The organism is Alteromonas sp. KS69 (assembly GCF_003989595.1).
GTDB lineage: Bacteria > Pseudomonadota > Gammaproteobacteria > Enterobacterales > Alteromonadaceae > Alteromonas > Alteromonas naphthalenivorans.
Genome location: NZ_PYHU01000033.1, coordinates 1 through 12,755 on the forward strand (window position 1 = coordinate 1; position 12,755 = coordinate 12,755).

A 12,755-nucleotide genomic window follows, 5' to 3' on the forward strand; every position below is an offset into this window, starting at 1 on the left:
ATAGTTTATTGTACCAATTCAGATATCAATTGAGGATCGATACTTAAGACCGATTGATCATATAAAAAGACTGCTTAGACCAAAAGGTGATCAATAGTTTTCACACAGCCTGTACGTAAAGCGGACTTTTTCGCAGCTATTTGAAAAGATGGACAGCGCTGAGTGAAAGGCATACGTTCGATTTAACTCACTTTTGAACATTTCCTAGTTACGGCCCACAAAGCACTCTGACTATTTGCACTATATGAAGTATGGCAAATGAAGTCGAAAAGCTTACTTTGTTCATTATTCTTAATTTGCGATTCATAGTCGGTCCTATGACCAGTATATTAACCCCGTAGCCGCAAGGTTTCTGTTTTTTACTATTGTGTCGCTTTCATATAATATGTTCGCCTTTTAGCTTAGTTACGCTCACAGGAAGTGATTAATGTCCAATTATAAAAATCTAAATCTTGATAGGGATGCAATTGATGCTAACGTTGTCAAGTTTTTAGAACGTAACAATATGGTACAAGACTGCGAACCAGCAGTAGTCGGAAAAGCAAAGCGTTATAAATTTGGTTCTGCTGGATCTAAGTTCGCTATGGTAGACCTTTACCTGAACCAAGATGGTACGACAACCATTAACCACAAAATTGGTAGTAATCAGGAACAAGGTGAACATTTTGCTGATTACTTGAAAGCAACAATCAATCCAGCAGAATTTGAATCTGTAAATCTGTCTATTGACGGAATAAGGATAGAAGATTTCGATTCAGTAATTGCTTTCATCAATGATTCGGGTGAGTTTAAAATCGAAACCAATCGTGATGAGCTTGCGTGCAAGCAAATTACGCTTAAAAGCATCAAGCACCAAGACCAACTTAAATTAACGAGCCATAGAACTACGAGAAAAATGCAAATCCAGGGGAAGCCCCTATCTTGCTATCGGCGAGTGATTTTTATGCTGACCGATCTGTTAGATCTTAAAGCGCTAGCTCAAGTTCTCTACAAAAAAGACGATAACGGTGCAGAGATAGTTCGGACTGAAATGGCAGAAGATCACCTAAAGCGATTTTTTGTAAATAGTTACGAACAATTGCCTGCACAGGTAAAAAAGTTGTTGATTTCGAGTTGCTGTGTAAAACTTGCTTCGCCTCAGCTCCCCGATTATTGCCTTCTGTTATACCCAGATCTTAGGGCATTAGAAGGTGTGTTGAAGCTACTTCTTGACAAATATGGTATGTCTGTTGCTGACGCTGAACATGGTTTTGGTGATTTTTTTAACGTCGACAAAAAAAGTGGACAGTGTACAATTAATCCAGAATTCAGCACGCAAATCGGTAATACTGCAATGGAAAGCGCCTTCGCTGTAGGCTATAGTTTTTATAGGAAACATCGGCATACCTTATTCCATATGGAGGAGTTCGATGGCGGTAGCCGTTTAATATCAAATTTGGACATGGCAATTAGTCTTTCAAACGATGCTTACAATGCCATTGACAATTTGTATACCGCTAGTACATGACAATTATGATTAAGAAGATACGCATTATAGGTGCACTTGCTGTGGTTACTGCAACCGCAGACTTTCACCCTTTGCGTCAGTTAAAACAGCTAACCTTAGAACTCGATAACTTAAAGTTCGAAGGTACGGTTTTATTCGATTTGCTAGCCGTAAATGGCTTGGCAGAAAATCGCTTTGCATCCATGAAATTCTCCGAGTGGAAATTTGATCGATCTACCTTCGCGCTTGAATCAGAAGTGGACCCAAGTATCAAAGACGAACAAGATACTATTGCCAAACAAGATAAGACGTTCTTACTTGGCAGCATTCTCTCATCCGAAGAAGTTGAAAAATTTACTCACTAATCTTTGCGCGGTTATTATTGCTCACATAACATTACGACGCCCCGTAAAGAGAAGTGCGGGGAGAGGGCTTTTTTCTTGCCGTTCATTACTTTTGTATATCAAAGTTACCTGAATATCAGTGTTTGAATTTTAGATTGTAACTCATAAAGGGGCAGAAATGAGCTACACGTGACCGACCGCTTTTGTCTGAAGCGGTAGCACATTGATAATTGAGCGAACTTGCGCTTTTCGCTCTAGCAAGTATGAAACTATTTCACTTCTCTGCAGTGGTTTGGGTTGTAATCTGAGGCATATCATTTGGATAGTACAAAACACAAAAAGATTACAACAAGGTAATAACGTTCAAAAAGGGCAAGATTACGGCAAGGTTAAGACAACGAAATACGGTAAGTTTACGGTAAAGGCAGTGTAATAAATTGTTAAGGTACAAACCCCATGAAAACCTCACCCCAAACCACGACTTAACCTTTGAATTGTAGCCTGCAAATGAGTCATAACCACACCAGCAACTACACAAAGCCCATGTGACCCCTAAGATTACCCCAAGGTCCAGAAGTGAATAAACGCCACCAGCATAAACGGTAAACTATAAACAGGCACAGGGTACAATTATCAGCGTTAATACAAGGCAATAGACTTAATCCACAATTCATTTAGTGCTGGTGGATCATGGACTCAATACAAACAATCGAGCAACCCGAAGTAATACTATGTAATCTATTGGCCTTAAGATACTCCCAAACAGACGACTTCAGCATAGATCACCTTGATGTAATAGTATCAATCCAAACAGCAGTAAAGCTGCTCAGAATGGCGCATTGTGAGCTATACGGCATTGAGGCACTTATGATATAAATTCAGTACTAAGGGGAATTTAAAGTGACGCAAAAAAGACAAATAAAAGATGATTTAATGTGTATGCGACTAACAAACGGTAATCATTTAGTAATTTGTCATAGCCAAGGCGTTAAAGCAAAGATAACCAAGTCAAGCTACAAGTGCCAGCCACTCTTAAAACGTCTAATAAGAGCATTACAGGACGTTTTTTGATTCCGCGTTAAAGGATTATTTTTTCGTCCCGCTTTCAAGTGTCAGGACGTGTAGTTAGTAATTAGTAAACGGAGTCCTTATGAGTAGTGGCGCTTCGGGTTCGTAGCAGCGCAGTTTTTACGATTTGCAAGCGTTCAGCGTTCAGAGTCAACGACAATACCGGCCAGAGTGGAAACGGGCAAATGCAAGGTAACGTAAAAGGTAATCTGCCTATCAATGGCATCGCCGTTACGCAGTAGGAATTTAAAAAGGTAATTCCTAGGGGGGCACCTACCGAGGGTAATACGCATCTCGAAATTACTCTATTTATGACCCATTTTGATATTAGGTTGTTGTTTAGTTATCCGGTATGCGTAACCAATACGCACCGCAGTTGGCCTTTGTTCAGGACATTCAAACCATAACGATACATAACAACCAGAAAGGCAGCGAAAGTTAACTAACCAGGTCGATAAATTTAACCAATCGGTTTTTATTGTCAGTCAACCCAGAGGGCAGGTTGAAATTTTGTTGGTCTGGCAATCAGTACCGCCGCTAAATGACAACTTACACACCTGTAACTCTGAAAAGTTTTTTCTCGCTGAGATACAAAACGGAACACCTAAGTGACACCCTACACGACACTCGAGCAGACACTCTACATTTATGGGGTAATACGGCGTAATTTGTTGGAGTGAATGGAGCCTGATCATTGCCACCGTTAATTTAATTTTTGTACTTATTAAATAGGAAACTTTTTTCTTTTTTAATAATAGTCTAAAGATCCCTATCATCGATGAATGTAAATGGAGAAAACACCTTCCCAGTTGATTGCGACTCTCTTGGTTGCTAATTTAACAAAATCCTATTTTTTATTGGAGTAATTATGAAATTAAAAGCTATGGCGATGTTCTCGCTGTTTATGATTCCAGTAGTGTTTGTATTGGGCTATCATTTAGGCCGGTTTGAAAACTTCACTACGTTAACCCTAAACAGCTTGTCACAGCTTGGTAGTTTTTTGGCTGGAGCAACGGGAGTTATTCTAACTTTTCTTGCTGTTTACGGTTTTAATTCATGGAAAAATAGCTTTAGAGCCAATGTAATTGCAGATAGGATTAGTAAAGCAGAGGAAGCATTAGAATCCACAGTTGTTAAGTTTTTTACACAACTCGGAATAGAAGTAGGCCTTGAGCGTTTTTCGAAATTATATGGGGATAATTTAGAGGACTTAGACTCACACAAACTAAATCGTCGCAAAGAGTTAGTTGAGTCTTCTCATGATGCTTATGCGCTTTACAAGCAAGCATTAGCAAAATACAAATTGGAAGTGCTCGGGTTGTCTGTGGTTGTTGATGATTCATTGGAGCGAATAAGTAGCGAGAGACTTGCAGAAGTTTTGAGTGAAATAGAATCGCGGGCGATTGAATTGATGAGAAGCTCACCAAAAACATTAAGCTACAGTGAAGAGCAAACCTCCGTGTTTCAAGAGTTTAAGACTGAGCTATTTAAACAATACCCTTTCAAGTAATGTTTAAATAGCGAAATTAATTTTAGTGACATAGTTAGTAACACACTGTTAGCCCATCTTTTATAATATTGTTTTTTATCTGTTGTTTATGATGTTAATTCAAGTCCGGCCCCGGGCACCATTTCTTTTTACATCTAAATACATCCAATATATATTCTAAAAGCTTATAATACGCTAATTAATTTCAGCATTTTGCTTTACGGCTAACTCACGCTCTGTGCTACCATATCACTCTAATCTTATTGAGTTTACTGCGTGATTCCACATATTAATTCCATTCTGGCGCTTAGAACGTCTGAGCTCAAACGAGCAAAGCGAGCTTTCAATGCGCGGGGTAGTAAAGTTATCCGTTGCGATATTTGTTTACTGCCTGTAAACGCGTGTATATGTGCCGATAAGCCCGAACCACAAGCCTCCTGTGCGGTGTTATTCATCATGTACAAGGGCGAATACTACAAGCCCACCAACACAGGCCGATTAATTGCGGATGTGGTAGCTGAAAATTACGCGTTTGTGTGGCACAGAACCGAACCCGATGCAGATTTACTGGCGTTACTAAGCAACCCTAAATACCAACCCATTATTATATTTCCTCACGAGTATGCTGAGCCAGCGCGCTGCATCCCCAAGCCTGAAGATAAAACAGATAAAATTCCATTGTTTATATTTTTAGACGGCACGTGGCGTGAAGCGCGAAAAATGTTTGGTAAAAGCCCGTACCTTGATAAGTTTCCGGTGCTCGGTGTATCCCCTGAAATATCATCGAATTACTTGTTGCGAGAATCTACACGAGAATTCCAGCATTGCACTGCAGAGGTGGGAATAAACGTGTTAGATTTGGCAGGTGAAGTTGAAGCGGCTACGGCGCTAGCTAAATACTTCAGTATTTTTCGACATCAATACTTGAAAGGGAAGCCCCATTTAAGTCACAAAATTGAATTTGCAAAGGCGCAAGTTAAGTAACCCTTGTCTTGCGTGCATTCGCGCTTAACTATAAGGTTAAGCAATCAAAACCCAAGGAGAAAAACATGGCAACAGTTACGTTTCAAGGTAATTCAGTTTCAACTGTAGGTTCGCTTCCAGAAGTTGGGCAGCAAGCCCCAGACTTCACATTAGTAAAAGCGGATTTAGGTGAAGTAACCCTCGCTGATCTTAAGGGTAAACGCGTTATTCTTAACATTTTCCCTTCTATCGATACAGGCACGTGTGCAACGTCAGTGCGTAAATTCAATGAACAAGCAGCTGGTCTAGACAATACACAAGTTATTTGTGTATCTGCTGACTTACCATTTGCAGCTGGCCGCTTTTGTGGTGCAGAAGGCATTGAAAATGTGATTACCGGTTCTACTTTCCGTACAAGTTTTGGTGACGACTACGGTGTAGCATTCACCTCTATGCCGCTAACCGGTCTGCTATCACGAACAGTCGTTGTGATTGATACCGACGGTAAGGTACTTTATACCGAGCAAGTGGCTGAAACCACGGAAGAACCAAACTACGATTCAGCAATGGCTGCTTTGTAATTAAGAATATAAAGCGTAAATAGCTCAAACCAGTAATGCCCACAGCGTTACGTGGGCATTTCAATGGAGAGGGTGATATGTCGATGTTAGTTAATGTTCAACAGCTTGCCACGCAACTGCAAGATGAACCCATCATTTTAGTGCGTGCGGTTATGGACGACCCGGTTACCAAAACGCCTGATTCTCGAGATGCCATGGTGTTGCCTAACTCTGTGGATATAGACTTAGACGGCGAGGGCAGTGATCACACTACGGGTTTTCCTCATAGTATGCCAACCGAATCTGACTTTGCTTTGTACTTAGGCCGACAAGGTTTAACCGAACGTTCGTCTGTAGTGGTTTACGATACCCGAGGTATGTACAGCGCCCCTCGTGTTTGGTGGATGCTTAAAGCCATGGGGCATGAGAACGTAAAATTGTTAAATGGCGGCCAAGTAGCGTGGGAAGAAAAAAACTTACCAGTATCAGAACAACGTATTCCCTCACATTTTAAGTATGAAAGTAATGCGCAGAGCAAATGGTTTGTAAATAGTTCCGCGGTTATTCAAGCGATTAATACCGATGCCCAACTAGTCGATGCCAGAAGTGAAGCGCGGTTTTACGGGCAAGCAGAAGAGCCTCGCCCTGGGGTTCGTTCGGGGCACATGCCAGGTGCTTACAATCTTCCATTCACAGCGCTGTTAGAGAATGGTTTTTTCTTAAGCGTTGAAAAATTAAAAGATGTTTTTGCCAAAGCCAATATTGATTTATCGAAGCCCATTATCTGTACCTGCGGTTCAGGGGTTACGGCGTGTATTATTGGCGTTGCTGCACTCATGTGCGGTGCAAATGATGTTGCTATTTACGATGGTTCTTGGTCTGAGTGGGGAGCAAACGCCACTTTTCCAGTAGTGAAAGATTAACCTTCGTTTAATTTAGGGTAGTCGTGTTACGTGTATATATTTCAAAGGAATTGAGCTTATGAATACACCGCCTCGCGTTGTCGTGTTAACTGGTGCAGGAATTTCAGCAGAATCTGGATTAAAGACGTTTCGAGATAACAACGGATTATGGGAAGAGCACAGTGTGGAAGACGTTGCTACGCCCGAAGCTTTTGCCCGTAACCCTGAACTTGTATATCGGTTTTATAATGAACGTAGAATGCAATTAACTACGGATTGCGTTAATCCCAATGCTGCTCATGAAGCGCTAGTGACACTTGAACGCGCATTGAAAGACCGATTCACATTAATCACGCAAAATGTGGATGATTTGCACGAACGCGCGGGCAGCGAACGTATTTTGCATATGCACGGAAAATTACTGTCTAGCCGTTGCGTAACAACAAATAAGACTTTTGAATGCAAAACTGCGTTCGACGGCCAAACTGTTTGTGCCTGTTGTAATACCGCCACTTTACGACCCGACATTGTATGGTTTGGTGAAATGCCCCTTTATATGGAAGAAATTTCACAAGATATTGCGAACGCAGATATCTTCTTAGCCATTGGAACCTCAGGAAATGTTTATCCTGCCGCTGGGTTTGTGATTAATGCGAAAGATTCGGGCGCACAATGCATAGAGTTAAATTTAGAACCCAGTGCGAATAATTGGTTATTCGATGAATCTATTAGCGGCAATGCCACTGAAATAGTCCCAGCGTTTGTAACGCGGTTAATTAAAGAATATGATCTTTAAATAAAGCCATAATTTGAAGATATTCATGGCTAAAGACACTTTACTAGCCTGTAAGCTCACTGACACTGAGCGCCTAAAATATAGAGTAATATTAATAATATATGCCTTACCTGAATGAATTTTTGACCATTGCCCTCGTACACCTTGTTGCAGTAGCTAGCCCAGGCCCTGATTTTGCGGTAGTGGTTCGCAATAGCCTCGCGTACGGTCGCCGTATTGCTATTTATACAAGCGTTGGCATTGGACTGGCGATTTTGCTACACGTTGGGTATTCACTGGTGGGTTTAAGTGTAGTTATTGCCACTACGCCATGGCTTTTCAAAACCTTTAGTTATCTTGCTGCGGGTTATCTATTGTATATTGCGTATGGCGCACTAAAAAGCGGGCCTAGCCAACCGCCAGCAGGCGGCGAGGCAGGGGTAAGCAACAGCGTAGATAATCTGGATGAAACTAAGCTAGCTAATAACAAGGCGGCCAATAATAAAAAAGCTAACTCGCAAATATCTGCACAAAAAGCACTTTGGATTGGCTTTTTAACAAATGGCTTAAACCCCAAAGCAACCTTATTCTTCTTATCGTTGTTCACCGCTATTATTGATATCGACACGCCTTTTTCAATCAAGCTTGGTTATGGAATTTACTTAGCCATAGCAACAGGACTTTGGTTTTGTTTTCTATCCTACCTACTTAGTACCAGTAAAATTGCTCAACTTATTGGGAAAAAAGGGTACTGGCTCGACCGTGCAATGGGCGTTTTACTGGTTGGCTTGGCCGCAAAATTAGTCTTGGGCTAACGTTTCACTCATAGATTTATGCTTTGAGGCAAAACGCTGGTTATTACATTTAATCAACTAACACGTGGTAATTGGGGTTAATCGCCATATTTATGTATAATGCGGCGGTTAAATTCGATAGCAGCAGTAGAGGATCGTGTGGCAGATAATAAAATGCCTTTTAAAGATAACCAGCCAACAAGCAAGCTAGAAAGAACACTTTCAAAGCAATATGATTTCGATATTAAATCGTTGTTTTCTCGCGCTAATGGTTTGGCTAAAGCAAATTTTTTAAGCTTATTCCAAGCTTCATTAGTCCTATTTCTTACGTTTGTCGTACTCGGTTTTGTTGCTCAGAAGTTCATTACTTTCAATGAAGACGGCACCTTCATTTTTGAACACCAATCGTTAATTGAAATTGTGGCTATTTTCATTGTTGCACCACTAATTGGCGGGTTGTATATGATGGGGGTGAGCCATGCCAGAGGTCAAAAAACCACGGTTTTCTCTATTTTCAGCTACGTCTCTTTGATATTCGCATTAGCCCTTACTCAATTGGTGAATGGCATAGTGGTACAAATTGGCTTGGTATTGTTAGTGGTACCTGGTGTGTATTTTTGGATGGCGACCTCTTTTTCACTCATGCTGGTTGCCGATAAATCGCTTACTCCGCTTCGCGCTATTATTTTATCCTGCCGGGTATTTAATGCTTATTGGGCACAGTTAGCCGGTGTGTTTGCCATTTTTATTATATTGTTTATTTCCGTTCCGTTTACATTAGGCTTGTCCCTTGTGTGGGTTCTACCCCTGTATTTCAGTATGCTAGGGTTGTTGTATGAAGAGATGATCGGTGAAGAGGGTGAATATACACCCAGCCAAACTGTTCAAAGTAAAACGAATGAGTCGAGCTTCGATGCATAAACGGGAAACGCTAAAAATTGTTTTAATTACTATTGCTGTATTGGCAGTAATAGTCATTAACGCGCTTATATTAACTAAGCGCGAGCCCGATATTTTAGATATTCCAGAAACACCTGAAGCCACAAAACCTGTTCCCGACTTTTCTGCGTATACCGACGTTAAAGAAAAGAAAAGTGCCTTTTTCGATTACTTACGCCCCGAAGTTGAAAAACAGAATGCGTATTTACTTACCCTTAGACACTACATACAAACGTTGTATCGTAAGGCTTTGAACGAAGAGCCGCTAACCGACGATGACATTAGCCGTCTTGAGTGGTTGCAAACTGAGTACCGCGTAAAGGCGGAACAACCGCTCACATCTCGTCTGCTTGCGTTACTTCACAAAATTGATATTTTGCCTGCTGAACTCGTGCTCGTGCAAGCGGCAAACGAGTCGGCATGGGGCACCAGTCGTTTTGCTAGAAAAGGTTATAACTTCTTTGGTATTTGGTGCTTTGTGAAAGGATGTGGTTTTGTTCCCGGTAAACGAAATGCCGGCGCAACGCACGAAGTCGCGAAGTTCCCAAGCCTATCTCGGGCGACTTATACTTATATGCGTAACCTGAATAGACACGATGCCTATACCGATTTGCGAGAAATCAGAGAGCGGTTAAGAGCAAATCAAATCCCCATTACTGGCGTAGCCTTGGCAGAGGGATTAATGAATTACTCTGAGCGCGGCGCGGCCTATGTAGACGAATTACAAACCATGATCCGGTTTAACCAGGAGTTCTTAACCGAATGAAACGTATAGCATGCGCGCTTATAGGCGCATTACTCACCTCAAGTGTTGCCGCTGAAATGGTGAATGTGGAATACAGCCGTTTTTATAGTCACGTAAAAAAACTGGATAATGAAGACACTCAAGCTTTGCAATTCGCTTTTGGTTTTCTGCGTGTTGGTGAAGGGCGGTTATGTGAAATTAATAACGCTGAGATAGTCACTGACAAACAAACTATGCCATTAGAGGTTAGTGATGAGTATAGATTCACTGTACCGACGGAGAAAGCGCTAAAATTGGCAAATGCCTATATTAGTATCGATTTAACTGAAGCGGCTAATGTATGTGATATGTCTGTGCAGCTAGAAACAAAAAGTGAATACTTAACCGCCAGTTATACAAAAGAAGAGCTGAATTTTATCTATGGCCAATATGAAGCGTTCTTCAATGAAATGGGCAGCTTTTTATCGTTCTTAATGCCAACGGTGAAAGGGTTGATGTTGCAATTTGATGATAAAAATCTGGATTATATTACCCCAGAAGGCCTGCATATTAATAACGGCATACTTCACTTAGAACAAAGTGAAATTAACGAAAATAAAGGGCTCACACTACCGAAAGCCCCACTTCGTGTTACCGCTATGGCATCAAGCTAATAGCTGATACTTAATTTGCTCAGCAATACGGGTGATGGTTTCTTCACCCTTTTCACATAGCTCTTGTGCGCGGTGAAATTCCATAATACCCACGTCGGTTAGTTGGGGCTCTATCAGAATATCCGGCGGATCGCCCGCTAAACGAGAACGTGTCACCCTTGCTTGAAGTATTTCTAACGAACTACTCATTACACTTAAAATCCCTGGAGGGTTACCTTTAGGGACTTTATTTGGTGGCGGCGAAATTGTTTCTTCTATGGCCTCAATAGCGTCGCTAGCAACGCCTTCGTTTTGCTCGCTATGTTTACTATCGGTTTCACTTTCCGTTTCTGCTTTTTCTTTACTATCAGGTGAGAACCACTGCTTAAGCACGTTTTGGCTTTTAGTGAAAAAGTCTTCGGTTTTTCTTTGGTTTTCTTCGTGATCGAGTCGTAATTTTTCAAGCCTAAGCGGCCTGAAATCAGCATTAAGGTTTACGGCAATAACAAAGTCTGCACCAAGTTGGCGACACAGGTTAACAGGCACTGGATTAACCACCGCGCCATCTACTAACCAACGATCGCCATGGGCGACTGGGGCAAATAGGGCAGGAATAGCACACGAAGCTTGAATGGTATTGCCAATCTCGCCGGAACTAAACACTACCTCACGACCTGTGTGCAAATCGGTAGCCACAGAGGCGAACGGTTTTTCCATTGCTTCGTAGGTTGGGGCACAAAATTCGCTGGCAAGTTTATCAAACACTTTTTGCCCGCTAGCAATACCGCCCCTACGTAAACCAACGCCCATCAAAGCAAGTACCTGCCAATCTGACAAAGAACAAGACCACTCTTTTAGGCCTTCTAACTTACCACTAGCGTAAGCGGCACCAACATAGGCACCAATAGAGCAACCTGCCACCACGTCAATTTTAATACCCAGCTTTTCTAATGCTTGAATAATACCAATGTGGGTCCAACCTCTTGCGGCACCCGCACCTAATGCTAGACCAATTTTCATTTAGTTTGATTCCATCAAATTGATAACGTGAACCGTGTCGTCAGTAGGCTCACTGGGTGACTCGAAGCTGGGCGGATCGAAACCAATATCACCATCTTCAACCGGCCCGTTCTGTGTAGAGATGCCTTTAAAGTCGTGCAAATTCTTGTCGACCAAATGTGACGGCGCTACATTTTGAAGCGCACTAAACATTGACTCAATACGCCCAGGGAAACGGCGATCCCAATCTTGTAGCATGGCCTTTACGTTCTGACGCTGCAAATTTTCTTGAGACCCGCACAAGTTGCAAGGAATAATAGGAAATTCTACGGCATCAGAATAACGCTGAATGTCTTTTTCAGTACAATAAGCAAGGGGCCTTATGACAATGTGCTCACCATTATCGCTAACCAGCTTTGGTGGCATTGATTTAAGCTTACCGCCATGGAACATGTTTAAAAAGAACGTTTCTAGCATGTCGTCACGATGATGGCCAAGGGCAATTTTAGTGGCGCCTAGCTTTTTGGCCGTGCTGTATAAAATACCGCGACGTAATCGAGAACAAAGTGAGCACGTGGTTTTACCTTCAGGCACTTTGTCCATAACAATAGAGTAGGTGTCTTCTTCTACAATTTTGTACTCTACACCTACACTTTCAAGGTATTCAGGAAGTACGTGCTCTGGAAATCCTGGCTGCTTTTGATCAAGGTTAACCGCAATAATGTCAAAATGAATTGGCGCAATGCGCTTTAAAAACATAAGAATATCAAGCATAGCGTAACTGTCTTTGCCGCCAGATAAGCACACCATGACTTTATCGTTGTTTTCAATCATGCCGAAATCAGCAATCGCTTTGCCTACATTTCGACGAAGTCGCTTTTGTAGCTTATTAAAGCTGTATTTTTGTTTGTTTTGAGACGCGGTTAACGGAGCGTCCGCACGGTTTGTGCCTGCACTGTTCATATCAATAGCTTTGTTACTGCGAAAAAAACCATTATACAGTAATCAAGTAAAATTGAATGTGCGAGGTGAAGATTTTTTGTATCGTGTTAGCACTGA

13 protein-coding genes are annotated in these 12,755 nt (G+C 41.7%); 11 read left to right on the forward strand and 2 right to left on the reverse strand.

The annotated features are described in order from the left end of the window. Positions 1-427: 427 nt before the first annotated feature. From C7Y69_RS15580 to C7Y69_RS15630, 11 genes are all read left to right on the forward strand, one after another. Positions 428-1,507: a type II toxin-antitoxin system RnlA family toxin gene (locus C7Y69_RS15580; protein WP_126873323.1), complete on the forward strand. Its 1,080-nt coding sequence runs from the start codon at positions 428-430 to the stop codon at positions 1,505-1,507. Next, positions 1,504-1,851: a type II toxin-antitoxin system RnlB family antitoxin gene (locus C7Y69_RS15585; RefSeq protein WP_260563532.1), complete on the forward strand. Its 348-nt coding sequence runs from the start codon at positions 1,504-1,506 to the stop codon at positions 1,849-1,851. The genes C7Y69_RS15580 and C7Y69_RS15585 overlap by 4 nt, the downstream gene beginning before the upstream one ends. 1,915 nt (positions 1,852-3,766) lie before the next feature. After that, positions 3,767-4,408 (forward strand): hypothetical protein, encoded by a 642-nt coding sequence (locus C7Y69_RS15590; RefSeq protein WP_126873324.1) that lies wholly within the window; start codon positions 3,767-3,769, stop codon positions 4,406-4,408. A gap of 255 nt (positions 4,409-4,663) precedes the next feature. Further along, positions 4,664-5,371 (forward strand): tRNA-uridine aminocarboxypropyltransferase, encoded by a 708-nt coding sequence (locus C7Y69_RS15595; protein WP_185864186.1) that lies wholly within the window; start codon positions 4,664-4,666, stop codon positions 5,369-5,371. Between the two features lie 65 nt (positions 5,372-5,436). Next, on the forward strand, positions 5,437-5,931 hold the full coding sequence (gene tpx, locus C7Y69_RS15600; RefSeq protein WP_013784130.1) for a thiol peroxidase: 495 nt from the start codon (positions 5,437-5,439) through the stop codon (positions 5,929-5,931). Positions 5,932-6,008: 77 nt separating this feature from the next. Further along, the gene (locus tag C7Y69_RS15605; protein WP_126873325.1) at positions 6,009-6,833 is read left to right on the forward strand and encodes a sulfurtransferase; all 825 of its coding nucleotides are present in this window, start codon (positions 6,009-6,011) and stop codon (positions 6,831-6,833) included. Between the two features lie 58 nt (positions 6,834-6,891). Further along, the gene (gene cobB / locus C7Y69_RS15610) at positions 6,892-7,608 is read left to right on the forward strand and encodes a Sir2 family NAD+-dependent deacetylase (protein WP_126873326.1); all 717 of its coding nucleotides are present in this window, start codon (positions 6,892-6,894) and stop codon (positions 7,606-7,608) included. A 101-nt stretch (positions 7,609-7,709) separates the two neighbouring features. Then, complete coding sequence (locus C7Y69_RS15615) at positions 7,710-8,402, forward strand: LysE family translocator (protein ID WP_126873327.1); 693 nt, start codon at positions 7,710-7,712, stop codon at positions 8,400-8,402. A 138-nt stretch (positions 8,403-8,540) separates the two neighbouring features. Then, the gene (locus C7Y69_RS15620; RefSeq protein WP_260563533.1) at positions 8,541-9,302 is read left to right on the forward strand and encodes a stress protein; all 762 of its coding nucleotides are present in this window, start codon (positions 8,541-8,543) and stop codon (positions 9,300-9,302) included. After that, entirely contained in the window at positions 9,295-10,086 is a 792-nt protein-coding gene (locus C7Y69_RS15625) for a glucosaminidase domain-containing protein (protein WP_126873375.1), read from the forward strand. The genes C7Y69_RS15620 and C7Y69_RS15625 overlap by 8 nt, the downstream gene beginning before the upstream one ends. Then, the gene (locus C7Y69_RS15630) at positions 10,083-10,718 is read left to right on the forward strand and encodes a DUF2987 domain-containing protein (protein WP_126873328.1); all 636 of its coding nucleotides are present in this window, start codon (positions 10,083-10,085) and stop codon (positions 10,716-10,718) included. Before C7Y69_RS15625 ends, C7Y69_RS15630 begins: the two co-directional genes overlap by 4 nt. Here the strand turns inward: C7Y69_RS15630 and C7Y69_RS15635 are convergent. Continuing rightward, the gene (locus tag C7Y69_RS15635) at positions 10,710-11,717 is read right to left on the reverse strand and encodes a patatin-like phospholipase family protein (protein WP_126873329.1); all 1,008 of its coding nucleotides are present in this window, start codon (positions 11,715-11,717) and stop codon (positions 10,710-10,712) included. The two genes, C7Y69_RS15630 and C7Y69_RS15635, sit on opposite strands and share 9 nt — an antisense overlap. Then, a complete protein-coding gene (gene ttcA / locus C7Y69_RS15640; RefSeq protein WP_013784122.1) occupies positions 11,718-12,659 on the reverse strand; it encodes a tRNA 2-thiocytidine(32) synthetase TtcA in 942 nt (313 codons plus the stop codon). Positions 12,660-12,755 lie beyond the last annotated feature (96 nt).